This is a genomic window from Nocardia sp. NPDC055321 (assembly GCF_053645575.1).
The window spans coordinates 253569-279160 of the sequence record NZ_JBSHMS010000003.1; the positions used below are offsets into that span (position 1 = coordinate 253569).

Below are 25592 nucleotides of genomic sequence, written 5' to 3' on the forward strand. Positions count from 1 at the left end.
GGACACCGGACCGAGAGCCCGCTCCCCCGCATGCCAGGATCTAGCGGTGCTCAGCCTGTTCCACGATGCCAGGACCCCGGTGCACACCGTCCCCGCCGGGGCGAAACTGCTGGTCCTGGCGGTCGCGGGCACCGGGCTGTTCTTCGTGCGGTCGATCCCGTGGCTGGGCGTGGCGCTGGCGGTGACCCTCGGGCTGTACGCCCTCGCGCGAATCCCGTGGGCGGGCACCGCGCGCCAGGCACTGGGCGCCGCGCCGGTGCTCGCGCTGATCATGCTGGCGCAGTGGCTCTGCGTCGACGGGCACAGCGCGGTGCTCGTGGGCCTGCGCCTGCTGACGCTGATCCTGCTCGCCAATCTCGTGACCCTCACCACGCGGACCTCGGCGATCATCGACACCATCGAACGCCTGCTCGGCCCACTGCGCCCGCTCGGCGTGCGACCCGACCGCGTGGGACTGCTCGTCGCCATGACCATCCGCTTCATCCCGGTCATCCGCGAACAGGCCGAGCTGGTGCGGTCGGCCCAGCGTGCCCGGGGCATCGAGCGCAGCACGGTGTTCCTGATCCCGCTGCTGATCCGGACCCTGCGCATGGCCGACCAGGTCGGCGAGGCCCTGGACGCCCGCGGCCTGGACTGAGCCCGGATCGCACCGCGGCCGAATTCGCCGAGCCGGCCGCCGCACCCGCGAATCCGCGCCGAACACCGGCCGCGACCTCGGTCCGATCCACCCGACCCTCGATGCCGGGAATTCGCTGTGATCCCGCCAACCAGACGTGGCGACCCCGCTCACCCCTTAGCACCCCTAAGATTCCCCGGGTGCGTAGTAGGGATTTGGCGCAGATAGCGCTGTTCGCGGCAATCATGGTGGTACTCGGGTTCTTCCCGCTCATCCAGTTGCCGGGCGCGTTCGCGCCGTTCACCTCGCAGACCCTGGGCGTGATTCTGGCCGGTTCGATCCTCGGCGCGAAGCGCGGCGCCCTGGCGATTCTGCTCTTCGACGTGCTCGTGTTCGCGGGTCTGCCGGTGTTGCCGGGCGGTCGCGGTGGGCTCGCGGTGGTCATGGGCCCGACCGGCGGATTCATCATCGCGTACCCCATCGGCGCGCTGGTGATCGGTCTGCTCACCGAACGCCTGTGGAAGCACTACAACCTGCCCATCGCCCTCGCGATCAACTTTCTCGGCGGCGCGGTCGTGCTCTACGCCATCGGCGTGCCGTGGATGGCCGTGGCCGCCGACCTGCCGCTGTCCAAGGCCATCACCACCTCGGTCGCGTTCCTGCCCGGCGACGTGGTGAAGACCGTCATCGGCTCGCTGGCGGCCCTCGCGGTGCGCAGGGCCTATCCGCTGATTCCGGCCCGCGCGTGATCGAGCTCGAGGGGGTCTCCCACCGTTTCGGCGAGCGCGAGGTGCTCGCCGGACTCGACCTCACCCTGACCGAGGACCGCATCGCCGTCATCGGCTCCAACGGTTCGGGCAAGTCGACCTTCGCGCGGCTGCTCAACGGCCTCCAGGTGCCCAGCGCGGGCAGGGTCCGCGTGGACGGGCTCGATACGCGCAAGCAGGGCAAAGCGGTCCGGCGATTGGTCGGCTTCGTGTTCCAGGACCCGGACGTGCAGATCGTCATGCCGACCGTCGCCGAGGATCTGGCGTTCGGGCTCAAGCATCACGGGCTCGCCAAAGCCGATATCGCCGAACGGGTTACCGAGGTGCTCGGCGAGTACGGGCTGACCGAGTTCCGCGATCATCCCGCGCATCTGCTCAGCGGCGGGCAGAAGCAGCTGCTGGCGATCGCGGCCGTGCTGGCGGTCCGGCCCCGGTACGTCATCTTCGACGAGCCGACGACGCTGCTGGACCTGCGCAACAAGCGCCGGGTGACGACGCTGCTGCGCGAGCTTCCCCAGCAGGTCGTGGTGATCTCCCATGATCTGGATCTGCTCACCGATTTCGATCGGGTGCTGGTGTTCGACGGGGGGCGTGTCGTGGCCGACGGGCCGCCGGGCACGAGCATCGCGCACTACCTGGCGATGCACGACTGACTCCCTAGGGAATGACCGCCGCCACCCGCTCCAACCGGCTCTCGGTGTACGACGCGATCTGATCGACGACCACCCGCACCCGCGCGGTGTCGTCCTCGGCCGCCTCCCACCACGGCAGCAGCAGCCGATCCAGCCCGCGCGGCGCGGCGTCGAGCAGGTGGTGGGCGACCATCAGGATCCGCTCGCGCTGCCCGGCCTGACGCACCTGGTGGATCGGATCGGAGAGCACGTAGCGCAGCGCCATGGTCTTGAGCACCGCGACCTCGGCCGCCACGATCCGCGGCACCTCCAGATCGGCCATGTACCGGCACAGTTGGCGCCCGCCCCAGGCCGCCCGGGTGGCTTCCACGGCGGCGGTGGCGAAGCGCCCCACCAGATCGCTGGTCATGCGCTTGAGCCCGACCGAGGCGATCAGCGAGCCATCGTAGGTGGCGGCCGCGATCACCACCGGCAGTTCGGACAGTCGCTGGGCGGCCGCGATCAGCTCGTCGGTGGTGAGCGAACTGTTCTGGCGCGCACCGAGTTCGGCGAGCGCTGCCTGCTCGACCGGGTCGGCGAGCGAGCGCAGATCGATACGGCCGACGATGACGCCGTCCTCGACGTCGTGCACCGAGTACGCCACGTCGTCGGCCCAGTCCATGACCTGCGACTCCAGGCACTGCCGCCGGTCCGGCGCGCCGGCGCGCACCCAGCTCAGCCTGTCCATGTCGACGTCGTATGCCCCGAACTTGGTGCCGGGACCCGTTCTGCCCCAGGGATATTTGATGACCGCGTCCAGCGCGGCCCGGGTCGGGTTGAGGCCGTAGCTCTGCCCGCGCGCGTCGAAGACCTTGGGCTCCAGGCGGGTCAGGATGCGCAGGTTCTGGGCGTTGCCCTCGAAACCGCCGTGCGCGTCGGCGAATTGGTCGAGGGCCTTCTCGCCGTTGTGCCCGTACGGCGGATGCCCGATGTCGTGCGCCAGCCCGGCCAGATCGACCAGATCCGGATCGCAGCCGAGTCCGTCCGCGATGCTGCGCCCGATCTGGGCGACCTCCAGCGAATGGGTGAGCCGGGTGCGCGGGGTGTCACCGTCGCGCGGGCCCATGACCTGTGTCTTGTCCGCCAGCCGGCGCAGCGCGGCCGAATGCAGCACCCGGGCTCTGTCCCTGGCGAATTCGCTGCGCCGCGCCGGGGTCGGCGACCAGCTCAGGCCCGCGGTGCGATCGCGTTCGGGGACCAGGCGCTCGCGATCGGCGTCGGTGTAGATGTGGTCGTAGTCGATGCGCGCGGTCATCACTGGTCCGCCGTGTACGCGAAGTCGGCCGAATAGTGCGACAGCTGATACCACAGCAAGGCAAAGGTCTCCCGAGTTATGCCGTGCGCCTGCGACTCTCGCGTGTAGACGGCGGGTCCGGTGCGGGTCGGCGCCGTCCACGCGGACAGCCCGGCGTCGCGGGCCATGGTGCGCGTGCGCAGCGAATGCCACGGATCGCTCACCAGCACCACCGAGGACTTGTCGCGCGCCAGCAGCGCCGTGGACACCGCCTCCACGCTCTGCAGCGTGTCCGAGCCGGTCTCCACCGCGAGGATCCGATCCGCCGGCACCCCACGCGATTTCAGGTAGTTCTTGCCCGAGGCCGCCTCGGTGTACTGGTCACCGACCTGTTTACCGCCCACGGTGACGATCAGCGGCGCGACGCCCTTGCGAAACAGCTTGTACGCCTGGTCGAGTCGCGCCTCGAACACCGTCGAGGGCACCCCGTCGTACTGGGCCGCGCCGAGCACCACGATGGCGTCGGCCGGGGTGTGATCGCTGATCCGCGCCACCTGCCACACCCGGAAGGCGGTCCCGCCGATCACCAGCGCGCCCATCACCAGCGCCCCGACCGCGATGCGCCGCGCCCAGCGCAGAATCCCCCCGGCACGGCCGCCGCGGGACTTGTCCGCCTCCTGCTGAGTCGCCATGGGAGTGGGCTCGGGAATGCGATTCCGGAGCTTTACCAACCTCGTCGCCGCCACTCGGGCAAGCTGTCTCGCTCCGCGCCGAGGGTGGTGTCGTCACCGTGCCCGGGATACACGACGGTGTCGTCCGGGTAGCGGCCGAACAGCTTCGACTCCACATCGTCGAGCAGTGCGGTGAACTCCGCGGGCGAGCCGGTCTTGCCGACTCCGCCCGGGAACAGCGAATCGCCGGTGAACAGGTGCGTGCGGCCGTCACCGTCGGTCAGCGCCAGGGCCACCGAGCCGGGGGTGTGCCCGCTCAGGTGGACGGCGCGCAGTTCGAGGTCGCCGAGCGCGACGCGGTCGTCGTCGGCGAGTAGGCGATCGGGCTGGACCGGTAGCGCGGCGGCGTCGAGTTCGTGCGCGGCGGTGGGCATCCCGGACTTGGCGTGCACATCGGCCAGGGCCCACCAGTGGTCGGGATGCTGGTGCGTGGTGACCAGCAACTCGACGCCCGCGGGGGCTTCCTGGTCGAGCAGTTCGAGGATGCGCTCGGCCTCGTTGGCGGCATCGATGAGCAGCGTGGCGCCGGTGTTCGCGCACTGCACCAGATAGACGTTGTTGTCCATGGCGCCGACCGACATCTTCACGATGCGCGCACCGGGCACCGACCGCTGTTGCGGGTTGGAACCGGGGGTGACATGACCCGTGTAGGGGGAATCGATCGTGATCACCTCACCGATCGTAGTCATCGTCGACGACACGGGTGGACGGAAGAATCTCCACGGCCCGGGTCCGGCGGATAGATTCGTGGCATGCGGCTATCGAAGCAGCTGTCCCTGCTCGCCTCCGGATTCCTGCTGAGCCTGGCCGTGCTGGGCGGCGGTGCGGCCCCGGCCGTCGCCGAACCGCCGGAGCGACTGCCCGGCTACGTCACCGACAAGGCCGGCGCGCTGCGCGGCGGGCAGACCGCCGAACTGCAGGCCGCCATCGACGAGCTGTACACCAAGGACCACGAGCGGCTGTGGGTCGTGTACGTGCGCGATTTCGACGGGCTCGACGCCACCGAATGGGGTGAGCGCACCGCGCGGGCCTCGGGGTTCGGGGATCGGGACGTGCTGCTTTCGGTGGCCGTGGACGATCGGGCGTACGCGTTCACCGGTCAGGCGCCGGACTCGGTCAGCGACAAGGATCTGGACAACCTGCTCATCGACCGGGTCGAGCCGAAGCTGCGGGCCGGGGATTGGGCGGGGGCCGGGGTCGCGGCGGCGAACGGGCTGTCCGATGCCATGAACTCCTCCGGCGGGGTCGGTCTGCGGACGATTCTGGTGCTGGTGCTGATCGTGGTGCTGGTGGTGCTGGCGCTGTGGCTCTTCGGCCGCAGGCGCAAGGCCCGCCGGGGCCGGGCGGAGTTGGAGGCCGCTCGAAAAATTGATCCGGCCGACACGCGGGCACTCGGCGCGTTGCCTCTCGACACGCTGGATGCGCGGTCGAAGGAGGTGCTGGTGGACACCGATGACGCGTTGCGCACGAGCGCCGAGGAATTACGGCTGGCCACCGACGAATTCGGGGCGACCGCGACCGCGCCGTTCACCGCGGCCCTGACCGCGGCGCAGAACGCGCTGGCGAAAGCGTTCTCGATCCGCCAGCAGTTGGACGACGACATTCCCGAGACGCCCGATCAGCAGCGCGCCATGCTGGTCGATCTCATCGGCGGCTGCGGGCGGGCCAATCGCGAACTCGACGCCAAGGTCACCGAATTCGACGCCATGCGCAATCTGCTGATCAACGCCGGGGAGCGGCTGGACGCGCTGACCCGGGCGGTGGTCGATCTGACAACGCGCACACCGAATTCCGAGGCGACGCTGCGGGAATTGACGGCGGCGCACCCGGCGTCGGTGCTCGCGCCCATCCACGACAACGTGACGATGGCGCGGGAGCGAATCGCGTTCGCGGAGCGCGGGATCGCCGACGGGCGCGCGGCGGCGGCGCGGCCGGTGGGCGAACAGGGTGCGGCGGTCGCGGCGATCCGCGGGGCCGAATCCGCCCTGGACACCGCGCGGGCGCTGCTGGACGCGGTGGACACCGCGGCCGCCGATATCGAGCAGGCGCGCGGCGGGCTGCCCGGCATCATCGAGGAACTGCGGCGCGATCTGGCGACGGCGACGGGTCTGACCCAGCACGGTGGCGCCGAGTTGACCGGGGCCGTGGCTACCGCGAATTCGGCTCTGGAACAGGCGACTCGGGACGGCGCGGCCAATCCGCTCGGCGTCTTCCGCGCGGCGGTGACCGCGGATACCGCCCTGGATCGGGCCATCGCCGCCGCGACCGACCGCAAACTCGCGGCCGAGGAACTGGCGCGGCGGCTGGAACAGACGCTCACCGCGGCGCGCAGTCAGATCACCGCGGCCGCCGATTTCATCGGCACCCGCCGCGGCGGGGTGGACGCCGAGCCCCGGACCCGGCTGGCCGAGGCCCAGCGCAATCTGGAACAGGCCCAGCGGCTTTCGTCCACGGACCCGGCGGGGGCGCTGCAGGCCGCCCAGCGCGCGGCCGAGCTCGGCGCGAGCGCCCTGCACACCGCGCAGGCCGCGGTGCGCGACTGGCAGTCCCGCCAGCCGAGTTCGAATTCCCAGACCGGCGCGGTGCTGAGCGGGATTCTGATCGACGGGATGCTGCGCGGCATGGGCACCGGATACCGCAGTGGCGGCGGCAGCCGCGGCGGTGGGGGCGGTTACGGCCCGGGCTCTTTCGGCGGTTCGAACGGTTCGCGGCGCATCAGCCGCGGCGGCCGCTTCTGATTGCCCCACGGTGATCGGTTCGAACGCCGAGATAGCCGTGACGGTAGCCTCTCCCACGAAACATTGCTCACGGCAAGGGAGTTCGGCGAGGTCGTCCAGTAGCGCGCCTTTCTTCGGGCCGGGGCGAGCCGTGCCCTACCGCGCCGGTGCTCAGAGCCAGCCGAGGCGTTCGGCGGCTCGGACGGCCTCGGCGCGGGTGGTGGTGCCGGTCTTGCCGATCGCGGACGAGAGGTGATTGCGGACCGTGCCTTCGGACAGGTGGAGTTGTTTCGCTATCACGGCGGCGGTCGCGCCGTCCGCCGCCGCAGTGAGTACCTCGCGTTCGCGCGGGGTCAGGGGTGATGTTCCGGCGGTGAGGGTTTCGGTGGCCAGGGCGGGATCGACCACGCGCAGGCCCATGTGCACGCGGCGGACGGCGTCGGCGAGCTCGCGGGCGGGGGTGTCCTTGACCACGAAGCCGTCGGCGCCCGCGTCCATGGCGCGGCGCAGGTAGCCGGGGCGGCCGAACGTGGTGACCATGAGGATGCGCACCCCGGGATGCGCGGCGTGCAGCCGGGCGGCGGCCGAGATCCCGTCCAGGCCGGGCATTTCCACGTCCAGCAGGGCCACGTCGGGTGCGGTGCGTTCGACCGCGGCCAGCACCTCGTCGCCGCGCGCGACCTCGGCCACCACCTCCAGATCGGGCTCGAGGCCGAGCAGGGCGGCCAGCGCCCCGCGCACCAGCGCCTGATCGTCGGCGAGCAAGAGTTTGATCATTCCAATTCCTTCATCGGACGGGCCGGGAACGTTGCCAGCACCCGGAGCCCGCCTTCGGGCCGGTTCGTGACGGTGAGCGTGCCGCCGGTGGCCCGCACCCGCTCGCGCAGGCCCGACAGTCCGGAGCCGAAGTGCGGGTCCGCGCCGGAACCCACACCGTCATCGGTGATCTCGATCGAGGTGGCGGTGACGCGCACGACGCAGTGCCGGGCGCCGCTGTGCCGCACGACATTGGTCACCGCTTCGCGCAGCACCCAGCCGAAGACCACACTGTGCCGCAGGGGCAGTTCGTCGGAGTCCGGCAGCGTCGCCTCGATCTCCGCGGCGCTCAGCGCGGTCCGCGCGTTGGCGAGCTCGCCCGCCAGGGAGACCTCCCGCAGGCCGCCGACCGTGCTGCGCACCCCCGACAGCGCTTCGCGGGCCAGTCTTTCGACATCGGCCAGCTCGGCGCGGGCCCGCTCCGGATCCACGTCCAGCAGTCGCTGCGCCAGTTCGGTTTTCACGGTGATCACCGTCAGCGAGTGGCCGAGGATGTCGTGCACGTCCCGCCCCACCCGCAGGCGTTCCTCGGCAATCGCCAACTCGGTCAACTGTTTCCGGGCGAGGCTCAGTTGCTGGTTGCGCCGGATGACCTCGCGGATGCCGCCGACCGCGAACGCCGACATGGCGATGGAGGACATGGTCGCCCACGCCGGCGGCTCCCCCGCCAGCAGCTGCGGGATCACCGTGGTTCCCGCGATCAGCACGGCCAGCGCCACCAGCGCCCGCGACACCGGCAGGGCGAACGCGATGAAGGTGCCCACGAAGATCGCGAGCCCGAGCGCCTCCGACCGCAGCGTCAGCGCCGCGGCCGCCAGCAACCCGCACAGCAGTGCCAGCGGCAGGATCACCGTGCGCGGATGCGGGTCGATCCACACGTCCCGCCCGCCGGACCCGCGCAGCAGATACCAGTAGGCCCCCACGAAACACACCCCGAAGGCCACGACCACGCCCAGGCTGTAGGCCCGCTCGAGCGGGTTGTCCAGACTCCACGCCCGCCGCAGGGGATCGACGAGGTACACCGCCCAGACGGCGGCGAAGATCAGCCCGACCCGCCGCCGGGTCGCAACACTGTCCCGCACACCGCGCGACGCTACCCCAGCGGGCGCCCCAGACCCCGCCCCGAACCACCGCCGACCACCGCTCATCCCCCAACTCTGGCCCGCCCCGGCCGCCGGCGCCGCTCACGACCGTCACGACTCGCCCATGACAGATGTCACCTGTTCCCGGCCGGACCACCGGCCAAACGCGACTGGTTCCCGGATCCGTCGCAGCGATGTAGGCGATCGAGCAACGCCCCCGGCGCGGTTCGCGTCGGATCACGAACAGCGGGAGACCACACACGACAGACGGACACCGCGCAGCGTCGCGAAGGCGCGTAAGTGCCGCGTCGCCCGCCCTCCCGCTCGGCGACCGCCACCCGCTCGCGGTCCTTCCGGCTCGCCGAACGCGCCAACTGCTCCGATCGAGACGCCTTGCCGAGTCCGACTGTGTCGCCGCTGAATTCGCGGACGTGGGATAGCTGGCCCGGTGGGCACGACTCACCAGGGCCGGGCGGCAAGGGGGTACCCGCGAATTCCGTTGAGCCGCTGCGCGGCTGGGATGCGGCACGGTACCGGCCGCGCGAGCCGACCGGTCCCGCGGCGCAAGCCCTTCGGTTACACCGTCACCGTCACCGTGTGGAACCCGCTGGGGCCCACGGGGAACGGGGCGGCCTTCTCACCGCTCTGGACCTGGCCGGAGCGTCCGGTCACGCGGGCGGCGATCGTGTGGGTGCCCGGGGGCAGGTCGACCACCGTGCGCCAGCGGCGCCACGCCGCGGGAGCTATCTCCGAGCCGAGTTCGACGGGGAGCCAGTCGGTGTCGCCGACCTGGATCTCGACCAGGGAGACGCCCTGGGGCGGGGCCCAGGCGACGCCGGCGAGGGTGGTCTTGCCGGAGCCGGGCTCGGCGGTGGCGGTCACGTCGATGCGGGCCTGGGGAGTGACGCGCAGGAGCTCGTTGGTCCAGCCGCGCTTCCACCAGTAGTCGACGTGCGAGTCGTCGGAGAACTCCAGCTCGGCCAGGTACTTCGCCCCGGCGTACTGGCCGTACAGGCCGGGCACGAAGACGCGGGCCGGAAAACCGTGCTCGGGTGGCAGCGGCTCGCCGTTCATGCCGATGACCAGGTAGCCGGGCAGCTCGCCGCTGCGCAGTTCGTCCAGCGGCAGCGAGATCGTGTAGCCGTCCACGGCGCGCGTGATCAGGCGGGTGGCGCCGGACTCGGGAACCGCGTGGTCGAACAGCGTGGTGAGCGGAACGCCGAACCAGCGAGCATTGCCCGCGCGGCCCTGACCCGGTGTGTTGTGGACGCACACCATGACCGCGTCGAACTCGACGGCCTGATCGGCGAGATCGGCGAGCGAGAGCCGCAGCGGATGCGCGACCTTGCCGGTGATGGCCAGCCGCCACTGCGCCGGATCAACGCGCGGCGCGCGGGAGTTCACGTCGGCGACGTAGAACCGGCCCGCCTTGGTGATGAGCGGGGACAGTCCGGGTTCGTTGCTGAGCCCGTCATCGGGTACCGGCGTGCCCGACCCCATCGGCCCGAGCTTGGCGACGCGGTCGCGATGCTGCTGGTCGGTGCGCCGCACCAGGGTTTCGGCGGCGGCGAGGAGCCCGGCTCCGGCGGTCGCCCAGAGCAGTCCCCGCCCGAACCCGGCGGGCGGACGGCGCAGGCCCGCGCGCAGCACGGCGGCGGCGGTGATGCCGCCGAGCGCACCCGCGACCGAACGATCGGTGCTGCGCAGAGCGACGGCGGCGGTACCCGCGCCGAGGGCGGCCGCGGCGGTCGAACGGAAACGCTCGGGCACGGCGGCGATGCCGACGGATGCGGCGACGACCCCGGCCGCGACCCCGAATCGGGTGGCTTCCTTGTCGTGCTTGCCGGACTTGGCGACCATCTCCTCGACCACGGTGATCGGGACGGTATCGGCGAGCAGGCGGCCGACGCCGTCGAGCATCGAACCGCCGCGCGCGGCGGCCACCAGTTCTCCCGCGCCGAGCGCGCCCAGCCCTACCGCCGCCGCGCTGATGAGTCGACGCTTACCGTTCTCCGACACCGTTCGAACCTTCCGTGAACCGGACTGCTTCACCCCGTTCCCCAGCCGGGCTGTGTCCCAGAAGGATTCGTCCGGGGGCTCCCCCATCTCACACGAATTCCCGCGAGAGGGCCAGACCTCCCCCATTCGGACGAGGGCGGGCCCGCAAGATATCAGCCTCGACCCGGCCTCCCGCGGACGCCGTGCGCGACGACTACCGGGCCCCATCCGCACACTGTGCGGCGGCATGATCCGCGCCGCGCCACACGTGGAGGTGGTGAGAGTTCGGACGCCGCGCCGCCCCGAGTCTCGACATCGCGGCGTCCTCCGGCCCTTGCCGAGCACTCGCGGCCCCGTCTGGGTGATCTCCTGTGGCGGGTGGAACGGCTGTATCCGTCCGACGTGCGGAACGACACCGGCATCGCGGCACCGTCATTATTCGGCCGCGTGAACACGACGCGGGCGCGCGGTCAGCGGATCAGGTGGGCGTTCACGATCGGGCCGACCTGAGCGAACGCCTCCGGGGTCACGAGCTGGTTGTGGCCGAACTCGAGTGTGTGCTCGATGATTTCGCCGCTGACGTAGGGCCGCCAGGTGGCGACGTTCGGGACCGGATCGGGATTGCCCGCGGCGGTGAAGAACAGCAGGTCCCCGTCGAACACCTCGGAACGGTGCGCGGACAGCCGGTGCAGCAGCGCTCTCATATCTTCGTAGAGGCGTTCGACTTCCGTTGCTGTGAAGGAGATTCCGGCGTTCTCCAGCAGTTCGGCGGCCTGGGCGGCGTCGAGGCCGGCGAACTCGGGGGGAATGTCGAGTCCCGCGAACTCCTCGAGCAGCAGCCCCAGCGCCGGGGCCTCGCTCTCCCGCCCGACGCCGGCGTCGGCGCGCGCGTCCATCATGATCAGCGACGGCACCTGCTCTCCGGCACGGCGCAATTCGACCGCCATGGCGTGGGCGAGCGGACCGCCCGACGAGTAGCCGAGCAGGTGGTAGGGGCCCCGGGGTTGTACGCGGCGGAGCTCGCGCACGTAGCGCGCGGCCTGTTCGACGATCGTCGGCTCGACGACGCCGTCTGCGGCCGCGCCCGGGGACTGGATGCCGTACACCGGATGCGCAGGGTCGATGTGATGCACCAATCCGCCGTAGCACCAGGCCAATCCGACGGCGGGATGGACGCAGAACAGCGCGGGGCCGGCACCGCCGGAGCGGATGGGCAGCAGCACCCGCAGGGAGGCTTCGACATCGGGATGGTCGGCGTCCTCGCTCATTCTGCGGGCGAGGGCGGCCGGTGTGGGGTCGAGGAACATCCACTGCAGCGGGACGGCGCGGCCGGTCTCGTCGCGCAGCAGGCTCATGAGCCGGACCGCCGCCATGGAGTTACCGCCGAGGTCGAAGAAGTTGTCGTCGACGCCCACGCGCTCTACGGCAAGGACGTTCGCGAACGCGGCGGTGACAGTGTTCTCGGCCGGGGTGCGCGGGGCGCGGTAGGCCCGGCGGACCACGGGTTCGGAGTCGGCCGCGGGCGTAGCCGCACCGGGCACGGTCTCCGTCTCCTCGAGGGCCGGAACGGTCGCGCCGGGCACCGGCAGATCACCGACCGCAAGCTCCGGGCTCGCGGTCACCGCCGCGAGCAGGTTCGCGAAGCCGTCGGCCAGCTCCCGCGCGGTCTCCCGATCGAACAGATCGGTGGCGAAGGTCAGCGACGCCGTCATACCGGCCGGATCGCCCGCGGGGCCGAACTTCTCGGCCAGCATCCATTCGAGATCGAACTTTGAACCGGGCGCGGGCGCTTCGAGCGGCCGAATGTCCAAGCCGGGCAGCGCTATCGCGGTCGTCTGGACGTTCTGGAACGCCAGCATGACCTGGAACAGCGGATGGTGCGCGGCGGTGCGCGCGGGGGCGATCGCCTCCACCAGTCGTTCGAAGGGCAGATCCAGGTTGCCGTACACGGCCAGGTCGTCCCGGCGGACGGTGTCGAGCAGCGCGGCGAAGCCCGCGGCCGGATCGATCCGTGTGCGCAGGACCACGGTGTTGACGAACATGCCGACCAGGTCGTCGAGTTCACCGTCACCGCGCCCCGCGACGACCGAGCCGAGCACGACATCGGCGGTGCCGGACAGCCGCGCGAGCAGCAGTGACAGCGCGGCGTGCACGACCATGAACGGGCTGGCGCCGTGTTCGCGCGCGAGCAGCTGCAGCCGGTCGTGAACCGGTGCGGGGATTGTGAATTCGACGCGGTCGCCGATGCCGGAGGGCTGTTCGGGGCGGGTTCGATCGGTGGGAATGCGGTGGACCGCCGGGAGATTCGCCAGGCGCTGCCGCCAGAACTCCAGCTGGCGGTTCGCGAGCGCGTCCGGATCACGCTCCGAGCCCAGGATCTCGTGTTGCCAGAGTGCGTAGTCGGCGTAGTGCAGCGGCAGCGGCGACCAGGCCGGGGCCGTACCGTTCGCGCGGGAGAGGTAGGCGTTCAACACATCCCGGGCCAGCGGGGCCATCGACCAGCCGTCGGCGGCGATGTGGTGCACCGCCAGCGCCAGGATCGCGTGGCTCGCATCCAGGTGCAGGACGCAGACGCGCAGCGGCGGCTCGACGGTGATGTCGAAGCCCCGGGCAAGCTGTGTGGTCAGCGCCCGCTCGATTCCGGTTGCGCCGACGTGTATTTCGAGCAGCGGGGTACCGCCGGGGGTGGCGGGCAGGATGCGCTGGTACGGAACACCGTCCGGGCCCTCGGGGTAGATCGTGCGCAGGGTCTCGTGGCGAGCGGTCACGTCGTCGACGGCCGCGCGCAGGGCAGCGATGTCCAGACTCCCGTGCACATCGAAGGCGCCCGGGATGTTGTAGACCGGCGAGCCGGGATCGTAGCGATTGAGGAACCACATGCGCTGCTGCGCGGCCGAGAGCGGGATGCGTTCCGGGCGGGGACGCGGGCCGGGGCGGGCGCGGTCGAGCGCGCCGCCGGTGGCGATGAGCGCGGCCAGCTCGGCCACCGTCGGCGCGTCGAACAGGGCCCGGACCGGGACGGATGTCCGCAGTGCCGCGCCCAGGCGGGCCACCACCTGGGTCGCGATGAGGGAATTGCCGCCGAGCGCGAAGAAATCGTCTGCGCGCCATACCCGGTCGATGCCGAGAACCTCGGCGAACACCGTGGCCACCGCTTCCTCCACGGGACCGGCCGGCGCCTCGTGCGCACCGGGGAACACCTGCGGGGCGGGCAGGGCCGCCCGGTCGAGCTTGCCATTGGCGGTGCGCGGCAATTCCTCGAGCACCATGACGGCCGATGGCACCATGTACGACGGAAGTCTGTGCGCCACCTCCTTTTTCAGTTGCCGGGCGGAGACCGTCGCGCCGTCGGCAACGACCACGTAGCCGACGAGACTGCCGCCGCCCTCGGGCCGAACCTGTGCGACGGCCTGCACGACAGCGGGATTCGCCGTGAGAGCCGCTTCGATCTCACCCGGTTCGATGCGCAGGCCGCGCAGCTTGACCTGGGTGTCGGTGCGGCCCAGATACTCCAGCCGACCGGCCCGGCGGCGCACCAGATCGCCGGTGCGGTACATGCGCTCGCCCGGTGCGTAGGGGTGTGCGACGAACCGCGCGGCGGTCAGGTCGGTCCGGCCGTAATAGCCTCGGGCCAGCGCGATTCCGAAAAGATAGAGTTCGCCGGCCACCCCGTCCGGCACCGGGCGCAGGCGCTGGTCCAGCACCAGCGCGCCCGTGCCCGTGACGGGGGTTCCGATGGTGATCGGATCGCCGGGGCGAAGCGCGTCGCTGCCGGTGGCCCACACGGTGGACTCGGTCGGTCCGTAGTCGTTGAAGTGCAGCCGATCCGGTGCGGCCCAGGCGGCGACCAGCTCGGGCGGGCAGGGCTCACCGCCGTTGATGATCACCCGCAGCTCGTCGATCCCGTTCGGGTCGACCGTGGCCAGGGCCGAGGGTGTCAGCGCGATGTGGGTGACGCGTTCGCGTGCGAGCAGTCGCCCGAGATCGGGTCCGGCGAAAACCGTTGGCGGCGCGATGACGAGGGGGCACGCGGCGCTCAGCGCCATGGCCATTTCCTGGATCGAGGCGTCGAAACTCGGCGAGGCCACGTGCAGTACGCGCGCGTCGGAGGTGATGTGGTCGCGCTCGTGCTGCACGGCGGCGAGGTTGGCCAGTCCGGCGTGCGTGACCACGACGCCCTTGGGAGCACCGGTGGATCCGGAGGTGAAGATGACGTAGGCCGGATTCTCCGGTCGCGCAACGCATGCCGACCGGGGCTGGTCCGGCGTGGGTGTTCGCTCCGGTTCGCCGTCGCCATCGACGGACAGCCAGTCGACCGTGCCGCCCAGCCGATCTCGTTGTTCCGGGACCGTCACGCCGATGCGTACGCCGGAGACCTCGATGATGCGGGCGATGCGGTCGGGCGGGTAGGCCGGGTCGATCGGGACGAAGGCCGCGCCGGTGCGGGTGATCGCCCAGACCGCGAGGACCGACTCGATCGAGCGTGGAATGCCTACCGCCACCGGTACTTCCGGGGCGGCTCCGGCCGAAAGCAGTCGGCGCGCGAGGCGTTCGGCGCGGGCGTCGAGTTCGCGGTAGGTGAGATGGCGGTCGTCGTAGACGACGGCGACACCGTCGGGGTTGGTGGTGACGGCGGCCTGGATCAGTTGAGCGAGCGTGCGGGGTGGGGCGGCCGGGGACGGCGCGCGGCGGGCGGCGGCGTACTCGGCCGGGGTGAGGATATCCACGTCGCCGACCCGGGGTGCTGCGGCGGCGCGCGGCACGGCGGATCCTTCCGCTCGCTGTGCGGAGCCGGCTGACACTGCGGGGTCAGTGATTTCGATCAGGCTCGGTGCCGCTGCGGGAGCTGGGGGCGCTGCGGGATTCTCGACCGCTCCAGGAGCTGAGGCTGCTGCGGGAGCCTCGACCGATCCGGAAGCTGCGGCTGCGACGGGAGCTGGCGCTGCGGGAGCCGGGGCCGCTGCGGAAGCCTCGACCGATCCGGGAGCTGAGGCCACTGTGGGAGCTGAGGCTGCTGCGGGAGCTGGGGCCGTTGCAGGAGCCTCGACCGCTCCGGGGGCCTGGATCGCCAACGAGGCGATATCCGGCACCGAGTCGGTGGGCGAGTCGAGGTCGCCGGTCCGTACCGAGGTCAGCGCCGTGAGCAACGTGATTAGACGGGTGAGCAGTGTCGCGACGGTCGGCTCGTCGAACAGATCGGTGGCGTAGCAGCAGCGGAGGTCGGTGCCGGTCGCGTCGGTGGTCACCGTCAGGCTCAGGTCGAATCTGGTGGTGGTTTGCGGGAATTCGAGGGGCGTGACGGTGAGATTCCCCAACTGCAGGGGCGGGATGGCCAGGTTCTGGTAGATCAGCATGATCTGGATCAGGGGGTGGCGGGCGGCTGACCGGTCCGGGGCGAGGACCTCCACCAGGCGTTCGAACGGCACGTCGGCGTTCTCGAAGGCGGCCAGATCGGCGTCCCGGGTGCGGCCCAGCAGCTCGCCGAAGCTCTCGTCGAGACGAATCTCGTTGCGCAGCACCAGGGTGTTGACGAACATGCCGACCAGGTCATCGAGTTCGGGCCGGCCGCGTCCGGCCACCGGGGTGCCGATCGCGATGTCGGCGCTGCCGCTCAGCCGGGCGAGCAGTACCGCGAGGGCGGCGTGCACGACCATGAACGGGGTGGCCCGGTGGGCTCGTGCCCGGTCGTCGATCGCGGCCGTGAGGGCGGCGTCGAGCCGGGCGGTGCATTCCGCCGCCCGGTAGGAGGCGCGCGCCGGACGTGCTCTGTCCGTGGGCAATTCCAGGTGATCGGGGAGGTCCGCGAGGGTGTCCGACCAATAGGCGAGCTGGCGAGCCAGCAGCGAGCCCGCGTCGTCCGCGTCGCCCAGGCGGGCGTGCTGCCACAGCGTGTAGTCGGCGTACTGCACCGGGAGCGGCTCCCAGGCCGGGGCCTGTCCGGCGGCGCGTGCGGCGTAGGCGGCGGCCATGTCGCGGGTGAGAGCGGCCATGGAGAAGCCGTCGGTGGCGATGTGGTGGGCGACGAGCACTACGACGTACTGAGGCGTCGAGCCGCCGGGATGCGGTTCGTCCGTGGAGATATCAGCGGCGGCATCGATCGACAGCGTCGCAGCGGCATGGTCAGCGCCGCGAAGGACGCCAGCGGCATTGCCCAGGCTTCGTCGGATAGCCGGATGCGCGCGATGAGTCCGACCTGGCGCGACAGGAAGATCCGCGACACCGGCGGAATCCGTTGCGGTGGTATTGAGGTCGGTCGATGCGGCGGGTGAAACCGGAGACGCAGCCGGCTCGATTCGGAAGAGGCGCAGGCGCACCGGCACCGCCGCGGTGACGTCGAAACCCGCCGTGACAACCTCCTCTACGGCCTCCAACAGCTCGGTCGCCGACACCACCCGAATATCCGACTCGAGCGGAACCTCCGAGGCCGCGACGACGCGCTGGCTGCCGATACCGTCGACATCGGGGTACACGGTGCGCAGGCTCTCGTGCCGGTCGATCACGTCGAGCAGCGCGGAACGCAGCGCGGCGACATCGAGGTCACCCGAAAGACGCAGGGCCACCGGCACGTTGTAGGCCGGAGACGCCGGGTCGTACCGGTTGATGAACCACATGCGCTGCTGGGCGGGCGAGAGCGGCACCGTGTCCGGGCGCTGCGCGGGCACCAGCTCCGGCTCGACCGGCCCCGCGCCGTCCGCGCCGATTCGACGGGCCAGATCCGCGACCACCGGTGCTTCGAACAGCAGCCGCACCGGGACCGGCGTACCCAGCGCCGCCGCCAGCCGGGCCGACACCCGCGTGGCGATGAGCGAATCCCCGCCGAGGGCGAAGAAGTCGTCCCACGCTCCGACACGGTCCAGCTCGAGGACATCCGCGAAGACCTCGGCGACAACGGTTTCGCGGCCGACCGGCTCGGCGAATTCGGCCGCCGTGATCAGCGGTTCGGGCAGCGCCCGCAAATCCACCTTGCCCGTGCGCGTCCGAGGCAGTTCCGCGAGCACCTGAATGGTCGCGGGCACCAGGTAGCGCGGCAATCGCCCGCCCGCCCAGACCAGCAGTTCCACGGACCGTTCCTTCAAACCCGAAGCGCCCGAGCCGTGGTCGTGTACCACCCTCGCCCCCGGCACGGCATCTGCTGCCTCGGGGTCCTCACGCATTCCGTCGGGCTGCGACGCGATCAGGGTGACGTAGGTGTGCAGGGACAGGTTGCCCGTGCGGTTCCGCCGGGCGACGGTGATCGTCGAGTCCACCAGCGGGTGGGTGTGGAGAACGGCGTCCACCTCACCGGGTTCGACCCGGATGCCGCGGATCTTCACCTGGAAGTCGGTGCGGCCCGCGTACTCGAAACCCGCTGCGGTGCAGCGCATGAGGTCGCCGGTGCGGTACATGCGGTGGCCCGGCGTGTACGGGTCGGCGACGAAACGGGCGGCGGTCAGGGCCGGGCGGGCGGCGTAGGCCCGGGCCACGCCGGGGCCGGCGATGTACAGCTCGCCGACCACACCGTCCGGAACCGGGCGGAGCCAGGGATCCAGGAGCAGCAGGGTCGTGCCGGGCACGGGTGTGTCGATCACTCCCGCAGTGTCGGGGGTCATCGGGGCGCTGTACCCGGCGGCGATGGTGGATTCGGCCGGGCCGTAGGAGTTCACCAGGATTCGACCGGGCGACATGCGCTCGATCAGCGGGCCGGGGCAGGCTTCGCCGCCCAGGATGATCGCGCGGACGGTGGGCAGCGCGCCGGATTCCAGGGTCGCCAGCACCGTGGGCGTGCAGATCAGGTGCGAGACCGCGTGCGCGTCGATCGCCGCGGCCAGCTCGGCGCCCGCGTTGACCTCGGGCGCCGACAGCACCAGTGTGCCGCCCGCGGCGAAGGTGCCGAGCCACACCAGAATCGCGGCGTCGAACGCCGGGTTCAGGCAGTGGAGCACGCGGGCGTCCCGGTCGATACGGCAGTGCTCGGCCGTCGCGGCCACCAGGCTCGCGAGACCGGAATGGGTGACCACCACGCCCTTCGGGGTGCCGGTCGAGCCCGAGGTGAAGACGATGTACGCGGCGTGGCCGGAACGCAGTGGGCCGCAGCGGTCGGCGTCGGTGATCGGGGCGCTCGAGTGTGCGGCGACGCGAGCCGAGGTTTGCTCGTCGTCCACAGTCGTCCAGGCGACCGTGTCCGGCAGCTCCGTCGCCGGGGTCGAGACCGTAATACCCAGTGCCGCAGCGCACTCGGCGGCGATCGCGGCCGTTCGGGCGGCGGGCTGCGCGACATCGACGGGGACGAAGGCGGCACCGGTCTTGGCCACCGCCCAGAAAGCGATCATCGACTCGGCCGAACGGGGCAGGGCGACCAGCACCGCCCGCTCCGGCCCCGCGCCGGCGGCGATCAACTCCCGGGCCAGCCGGTTCGAGGCGGCGTCCAGTTCGCCGTATGTCAGCCGGACAGCGTCCGACGAATAGTGCTCGGGCCCCGAGGAGTTCACCGCGCCTGTCAGCGGCATCCGTGCCGCGCCGCCGAATTCCCGCCGCAGCCCGCTCGACACCGCCGGTCCCTCGAGCGCGGTGGCTTCACGAATCATCGCGGCGGTCAGCAAGTCCGGGAGCAGTGTCGTCGTGTGAGCGGAGCCGCCGCGGCGTATCGCCGGGGTCGCGCCCGCCCGGGAAATCCCGAGTTCGCGAACGGGGGTCGCGGGGTCGGCGGTGAGTGCGGTAAGCAGTCGCGCCAGGCCTGTGGCGAGCGAATCCCCTTGGTCCGCATCGAAATAGCGCGTCGAGCGGGTCAGCTCCATCCGCAGGTGCGGATTGGCGTAGGTCGCCAGCGACAGCGGATAGTGCGTGCCGTCGTGCGCCTCGAGGCCCGTGACCCGCAGGTCCGCCCGCGCGGTGGCGGCGGTGAGGGCGGCCGCGTCCAGCGGGTAGGACTCGAACACGGTGGCGGTGTCGAACAGCGGTCCCAGAGCGGCCGTGGCGTGGATGTCGTCGAGACCGAGGAACTGGTGTTCGGTCAGGGCGGCCTGTTCGCGTTGCACCCGGGTGAGCAGGGCGGCAAGGGATTCGGCCGGATCGAGGGTGATGCGGACCGGGACGGTGTTGACCAGCATGCCGATCATGCGTTCCGCGCCGGGGAGTTCGGGTGGGCGGCCGGAGACCGTGGCGCCGAAAACGATGTCGGCCGAGCCGGTGCGCTCGGCGAGCAGCAGGGCCCAGGCGACCTGGACGAGGGTGTTCAGGGTGACCTGCGCGGCAGCGGCCGTGGCGCGCAGGCGATCCGCGGTGTCCGGGGACAGCGGGATCTCGTGGGCCACCGGGGCCGTGGCCGATTCGGCGCGCGGAGCGTTCGGCGCGACCAGGGTCGGGCCGTCCAGCCCGGCGAGGGCGCGACTCCACTCGGCGCGGGCACGAATCGCATCGCGTGCGGCCTGCCATTCCAGGTAGCCACGGAAGGGCACCGGGCGGGCGAATCCGGCGTCGTCGCCGTGGGTTTCGTACAGCGCCACCAGTTCGCCGAACAGCAGCGGCATGGACCAGCCGTCGAGGATCAGGTGGTGATTGGTGATGATGATGCGGAACCGCCGCTCCCCCAGCGCGAGACACAGGAAGCGGATCAGCGGCGGGTTGTCGACGGCGAAGGACCTGCCGAGCTCGTCGGCGGCCAGCGCGTCCAGTTCGGCGGCGGGCGCGTCGGATGCCTCGCGGTATTCGAACGGGACCCGGACGTCGGCGGCGATCATCTGGACGGCGCGATCGCCGTTCTGTACGAAGGCGGTTCGCAGCACGTCGTGCCGGCGCACCAGCGCCTGCGCCGCCGCTCCCAGGCGGCCGGGATCCAGATCGGCGTCGACGTCGATCACGGCCTGCACCGAGTAGCCGTCGCCGCCGCCCTCGGCCAGTTGCGCACGGAAGAACAGCCCGCGTTGCAGCGGCGTCAGCGGCAGCACGTCGTCGAGACGGCCGTAGGTGCGCTCCCAGCCGTCGATGTCGGCCTGCGAGGCCGTGAGCAGGCTCAGATCCGACGGCGTGAGTCCCCCGGCCCCCGGGGTGTTCACCAGCTCCGCGATCTCGGTGACGGCCGCGACCCACTCCGACGCCAGCCTCCGGACGTCGGCGGCCCCGATGGCGTCCGGCGCGAACTGCCATACCGCCCGAATTCGCTGTCCCCCCGCGGATTCCAGTATCACCGAATCCACCGCGAGCACCGCCGCCAGCGGCATGTCCGCGTCGGCGTGGCCCCCAAGCCGGTCCGCCATGCCGACGGGCAACCAGTCGCCCTCAACATCACCGTCCGGCAGCTGCCCGAGGTAGTTGAACCCCACCTGCGGATCGGGCAACCCCGCCAGCTCGGCTCCCGTCGCCGCGTTCGAGTACCGCAGCAACCCGAACCCGAACCCGCCACGAGGAATGCCCCGCAGCTGCTCCTTGACCCCCTTGACCACATCCTCAACCGAATCCCGCTCCACCCCAACGGTCTCCAGTCGGACCGGCACCTGCGCGGTGAACCACCCCACGGTCCGCGACAGATCGGCGCCCGCCAACACCTCTTCGTCCCGCCCGTGCCGCTCCACCGCGACGACCTGCGCCGCGCCGTCTTCACCACGCCCCGCCCGCCACCGCGCGAACGCCATCGCCAACCCCGCCAGCAATACGTCCTCGACCCCACACCGGTAGACGGCCCCGGTCCGCCCCACCAGCACCGCGGCCACGTCCCCCGGCACATCGACCGAGAATCGCCCCGCCCGCTCGTGGGTGTCGACGGCGGGGTCGAGCCGCCGCCGCCCGACAAGGGCGTCCGGCGCCAGTACGCCCTTCCAGTAGCTCAATTCGTCCAGAGGCCACACTGGTTCGGCCGAGATGCGGCTGCCCTCTGAACCCGCCAGCTCGGCCAAGCCGTGCGCCCAGGTCCGCATGGAGGTGCCGACCTCGTCGAGCCGCGGCCGCTCCCCCGCCGCCACCTGCGCCCACGCAGACATCAGGTCCGGCAACAGGATCCGCCACGACACCGCGTCACAGGCCAGATGGTGCACCGCGATCAGCAGCAACCCGGACGCCGACGGCCCGCGATCCATCCAGGTGAACGCCACCATCCGCCCGGCCTCCGGGTCGAGCCGCCCGGCAGCCACTTCGAGCTCTGCCTCGGGCATATCGGATGCAGCGGGATCGTCTTCAGGCCATGGGATTCGAATCAGGCAGGCGCTCGCATCCGCGTGATCGGGCGGCGGAACGTCGAGGCGGGGGCCGGACGGGGTCTGGACCAGGCGGGCCCGCAGGAGGTCGTGGCGGGACAGGAGGGCATCGAGGGTGATCGTGAGGGACGGGAGGGTTATCCCCGGGGGGAGGCGCAGGGCCATCGACTGGGCGAAGTGGGTGTGGTGGGGGCGGGTCAGGAGCCAGGTCGCCACGGGGGTGAGGGGCTGGCGGCCGACGCCGCCACCGGGGAGTTCGGGGAGGCGGGTGGGGCGGGCATCCACGCGAGTCAGGATCGTGGACAGGGCTGCGGGAGTTCGGTGTTCGAAGACCTCGCGGGCGGAGAAGGACAGGCCGGCGGCCCGGGCCCGGGTGACCAGGGTGATGGCCATGATCGAGTCGCCGCCGAGGGCGAAGAAGGACGTGTCGGGGCCGACATCGGGGGTGCCGAGGATCTCGGCGAAGAGCGTGCAGAGCGTCTGCTCGGTGGGGGTGGCGGGGTCGCGGCGCGAATGGGGCGGTGCGGGAACGGGTTCCGGGAGGGCGCGGCGGTCGATCTTGCCGTTGGCGGTGAGCGGGAGGGCGCCCAGCACCGTGATCGTGGCGGGAACCATGAAGGGCGGCAGGCGATGGGCGGCGTGGTCGAGCAGGTCCGCCTCGGTGACCGTCGCGTCGGCGTGGGGGACCACGTAGGCGGCCAGGGCGGTACCGCCGCCGGGCGTAGGCCGGGCCACCGTCACCGCGATCTCCACGGCGGCATGGGTATTGAGGGCCGCGTCGATCTCCCCCAGCTCCACGCGCATCCCGCGCAGCTTGACCTGGAAGTCGCCGCGGCCGACGTACTCGAGGATGCCGGGCCGGGTCCAGCGCACCAGATCACCGGTGCGGTACAGGCGGGCACCGCCGGGACCCGCCACGAAACGCTCGGCCGTGAGCGCGGCGCGGCCCACATAGCCGCGTGCGACACCGGGCCCGCTCACGTACAGCTCACCGACCGCACCCAGCGGGACGGGCCGCAGCCACCGGTCCAGAACCCGCAGGCTCACACCGGGAATCGGATCGCCGATGCCCGCCTGCTCCCCCGGCACCAGCCCCCGGGTGTAGGTGACGGCGACCGTGGTCTCGCTCGGTCCGTACGAGTTCAGCAGCTCACGCCCGATGCCGAAGCGCGCCACGATGTCCGGCGGGGTCGGCTCGCCCCCGGAGGACACCGCGCGGACGCCCTCCAGCGCACCGGCGTCGAGGGTGGCCAGCACGGCCGGGGTGGAACAGACCTGTGTGATGCCGAAATCTCTGACCAGCGTGGCGAGTTCGTCCCCGAGTACCGGATCGGATTCGGCCACGACCAGGGTCGCCCCGGATGCGAACGCCATGAGCCACTCCAGCACGGCGGCGTCGAAACTCGGGTTGAGGCACTGCAGCACCCGCGAGTCCGGCGTCACCCGATAGGAATCCACGACCGCCGCCGCCAGGGCCGCCAGACCCGAGTGGGTCACCACCACGCCTTTGGGCACACCGGTGGACCCGGAGGTGAAGACGATGTACGCGGGATTCTCCGGCCGCGTTCGGCCCCGAATCTCACCGGGCTCGAGTGCGCGCGCGGAAAATTCGGTCCCGAGCCAGAGTTCACCGCTCCCGGAGTCTGATCGGGGTGCCGCGAACAACAGCGGCTCGACACTCCCACTCGGGCCGGGGCGGGAGCCGCCGCGCAGGTCGGGCGCGCTGTCGGCCTCCCCCTCACCGGCCGGGACGTCACTCGTACCGTGGTCCGCGAATTCCCCGGCGGTCCCGAGTGATCCGCTCCACCTCCCGCCCGCCGGTGTCCTTCCACCGCGCTCCGGCACCATCCCGTTCAGTTCCAGCCACCGCACCGATGCCGGTAGTTCCGCGGCCCCCGCCAGGGTCAACCCGAGCGACGCCCCGCACTCCAGCGCGATCCGCCCCACCCGCTCACTCGGCGACCCTGTCCCCACAGGCACGAACGCGGACCCTGTCTTCGCCACCGCCCACAGCGCGACAGTCGCCTCGACCGAACGCGGCAAGGCCAGCAGCACAGCCGATTCCGGCCCCGCACCTGCGGCAGCCAGTCGCCGCGCGAGCCGATCGGACAGCGCGTCCAGCTCGCCGTAGGTGAGCCGTCGCTCCCCGCCGACCACCGCGATGTGCTCGGACCCCGCCCGCCGCAACCCATCTCGCAGAATCTCGGCCAGCAGCCGGGGCGCGGGCGCTGCACTTCCGTGCGCACCCTCCAGCAGCGGCTTCTCCTCCGCCGTCCAGTACTCCAGCTCCGCGATCGGCGTCCGAGCCCCCGCCCCGAGCACCGAATCCAGTAGCGCGAGGAACCGCCGATGATGCCGCACCAGCGAATCCTCTTCGTACAAACGAGGATTGGCCGCGAAGTCCACGTGGATGGGCGCATCCGCCCCGTGCTGGTAGAAGTTGACGAACAGGTCGTCGATCGGCCCCGAGGTCACCACGTGCAGCGACGACCGCACACCCGCGAAGTCGATCCCCGCCGGAAACAACATGATGTTGATGACCGGCCCGACGATCCCCCGCCCGAACTCCGGCCCCGCGCCACGCCCGTCCATCGGCTCGACCGGCCTCCGACCACCCACCGGATTCGAACCCGCGGCCCCCACCCCGTCGGAGCCACCGGCACGCCGGCTCTCCCCGGAACCGAGCACTCCGGCCACGACAGCCCCCGAACCGTCCGAATCCCCTTCAGCGTTAACGGCATCGCCGGCACCCGCCGCATCCGCCACCTCATGGTCGAAACGCATCTCTTCATGCCGGAACCGCTGGTGCCGCAACGCACCCGAGGCCGCCACCCGCACGGCATCGACCACGTCCCCCAGACACCCGTCGCGCGGCACCCGCACCCGCAGCGGCACCACGTTGGCCAGCATTCCCCCCGACCGCCGCAGCAGCGCCGTCGTCCGCCCCGACACCGGCAGGCTCAGCACCACATCCTCGGTCGCCGTGAGCCGGGCGTAGTACAGCGCCACCGCCGCCATCACCAGGGTCGCCGGGCTGGTGTCGAACACCTTCGCCGCCTCCGCCAGCCGACCCGCCGTCGCCGCGCTCAACTCCGCGCGCGCCTCCCGCGCGAGCGCGCAGGCCGGTGCGGTCGCCGGCACCAGACTGCACCGCTCGGGCATCCCCGCGGTGACCGCCCGCCAGTACTCGGCATCACTGCCGTACCGGCTCGACTCCCGATAGGCCATCTCGGACTCGTGCACCGCGAGCAGCGACGCCGCCGTCCCCTCGGCGGCCACTTCCCCCCGCACCTCCGCGTTGTACAGCTCGGCGACCCGATACAGCATGGTCACCGACCCGAACCCGTCGATCAGGATGTGGTGCCCGCGCGTGTACCAGAGGTGATGGTTCGCCCCGACCCGCAGCACCGTGGACAGCCCCACCCGGTCACCGACCATGTCGATCGGCGCGACGACGTCGGCCCGCATCCATTCCAGCGCCGCCGCAACGGGATCCGGCCGCCGCGTCAGGTCCAGGAACTCCACGGCGGGCACGAGCCCGGGATCGATCACCTGGTGCGGCTGATCCTCGATCTCGACCAGTCGCAGGACGCCGGAACCGAATTCACCCGCGGCCCGCTGCGCGGCCCTGCGCAGCGCCGGGACCAGCAGCGGCCCGCGCATCTCGATGTACTGCGCCTCCGACAGCGGCACGGCGGGATCCAGCCGCTGGGCGTACCACATGCCCAATTGCGCCGGGGAGAGCGGGAATACGGTGGCGGTGGTCTGGTCCGCCGAGAGTTCGCGCGTCATATC

At 71.4% G+C, this 25592-nt stretch carries 11 protein-coding genes; 4 read left to right on the forward strand and 7 right to left on the reverse strand.

From position 1 onward, the window contains the following. The first annotated feature begins 46 nt into the window (after nt 1-46). The 3 genes from ACWIGI_RS06040 to ACWIGI_RS06050 all read left to right on the forward strand — a co-directional run bounded on the left by ACWIGI_RS06040 (nt 47) and on the right by ACWIGI_RS06050 (nt 2036). A complete protein-coding gene (locus ACWIGI_RS06040) occupies nt 47-637 on the forward strand; it encodes an energy-coupling factor transporter transmembrane component T family protein (protein ID WP_454201239.1) in 591 nt (196 codons plus the stop codon). Between the two features lie 179 nt (nt 638-816). Then, nucleotides 817-1365, forward strand: coding sequence for a biotin transporter BioY (locus ACWIGI_RS06045; protein WP_454201240.1), 549 nt, complete (start codon nt 817-819; stop codon nt 1363-1365). After that, complete coding sequence (locus ACWIGI_RS06050) at nt 1362-2036, forward strand: energy-coupling factor ABC transporter ATP-binding protein (protein WP_454201241.1); 675 nt, start codon at nt 1362-1364, stop codon at nt 2034-2036. The genes ACWIGI_RS06045 and ACWIGI_RS06050 overlap by 4 nt, the downstream gene beginning before the upstream one ends. 4 nt (nt 2037-2040) lie before the next feature. On the opposite strand, the gene ACWIGI_RS06055 is transcribed toward ACWIGI_RS06050, so the two are convergent. Genes ACWIGI_RS06055 through ACWIGI_RS06065 form a run of 3 tightly spaced genes read right to left on the reverse strand, consistent with a single transcriptional unit; the run spans nt 2041 to nt 4708 of the window. After that, nucleotides 2041-3309, reverse strand: coding sequence for a deoxyguanosinetriphosphate triphosphohydrolase (locus tag ACWIGI_RS06055; protein WP_454201242.1), 1269 nt, complete (start codon nt 3307-3309; stop codon nt 2041-2043). After that, nucleotides 3309-3980, reverse strand: coding sequence for a YdcF family protein (locus tag ACWIGI_RS06060; RefSeq protein ID WP_454201243.1), 672 nt, complete (start codon nt 3978-3980; stop codon nt 3309-3311). Before ACWIGI_RS06060 ends, ACWIGI_RS06055 begins: the two co-directional genes overlap by 1 nt. A 32-nt stretch (nt 3981-4012) precedes the next feature. Beyond that, nucleotides 4013-4708, reverse strand: coding sequence for an MBL fold metallo-hydrolase (locus ACWIGI_RS06065; protein ID WP_454201244.1), 696 nt, complete (start codon nt 4706-4708; stop codon nt 4013-4015). 63 nt (nt 4709-4771) lie between these two features. Between ACWIGI_RS06065 and ACWIGI_RS06070 the strand changes: the two genes are divergently transcribed. After that, a complete protein-coding gene (locus tag ACWIGI_RS06070; protein ID WP_454201245.1) occupies nt 4772-6757 on the forward strand; it encodes a TPM domain-containing protein in 1986 nt (661 codons plus the stop codon). Between the two features lie 150 nt (nt 6758-6907). Here the strand turns inward: ACWIGI_RS06070 and ACWIGI_RS06075 are convergent, their stop codons facing one another. The 4 genes from ACWIGI_RS06075 to ACWIGI_RS06090 all read right to left on the reverse strand — a co-directional run bounded on the left by ACWIGI_RS06075 (nt 6908) and on the right by ACWIGI_RS06090 (nt 25589). Continuing rightward, nucleotides 6908-7513, reverse strand: a complete 606-nt coding sequence (locus tag ACWIGI_RS06075) for a response regulator (protein WP_454201246.1) — start codon at nt 7511-7513, stop codon at nt 6908-6910. Next, complete coding sequence (locus ACWIGI_RS06080) at nt 7510-8634, reverse strand: sensor histidine kinase (protein WP_454201247.1); 1125 nt, start codon at nt 8632-8634, stop codon at nt 7510-7512. The genes ACWIGI_RS06075 and ACWIGI_RS06080 overlap by 4 nt, the downstream gene beginning before the upstream one ends. A gap of 576 nt (nt 8635-9210) precedes the next feature. Continuing rightward, nucleotides 9211-10653 (reverse strand): molybdopterin-dependent oxidoreductase, encoded by a 1443-nt coding sequence (locus tag ACWIGI_RS06085; RefSeq protein ID WP_454201248.1) that lies wholly within the window; start codon nt 10651-10653, stop codon nt 9211-9213. Nucleotides 10654-11102: 449 nt separating this feature from the next. Beyond that, nucleotides 11103-25589 (reverse strand): amino acid adenylation domain-containing protein, encoded by a 14487-nt coding sequence (locus tag ACWIGI_RS06090; RefSeq protein ID WP_454201249.1) that lies wholly within the window; start codon nt 25587-25589, stop codon nt 11103-11105. Nucleotides 25590-25592: the final 3 nt, after the last annotated feature.

Coding starts and splice junctions, on each gene's coding strand:
- ACWIGI_RS06060 (WP_454201243.1), bottom strand. CDS start 3,980: ATGGCGACTCAGCAGGAGGCGGACAAGTCCCGCGGCGGCCGTGCCGGG.
- ACWIGI_RS06075 (WP_454201246.1), bottom strand. CDS start 7,513: ATGATCAAACTCTTGCTCGCCGACGATCAGGCGCTGGTGCGCGGGGCG.
- ACWIGI_RS06090 (WP_454201249.1), bottom strand. CDS start 25,589: ATGACGCGCGAACTCTCGGCGGACCAGACCACCGCCACCGTATTCCCG.
- ACWIGI_RS06065 (WP_454201244.1), bottom strand. CDS start 4,708: ATGACTACGATCGGTGAGGTGATCACGATCGATTCCCCCTACACGGGT.
- ACWIGI_RS06055 (WP_454201242.1), bottom strand. CDS start 3,309: ATGACCGCGCGCATCGACTACGACCACATCTACACCGACGCCGATCGC.
- ACWIGI_RS06070 (WP_454201245.1), top strand. CDS start 4,772: ATGCGGCTATCGAAGCAGCTGTCCCTGCTCGCCTCCGGATTCCTGCTG.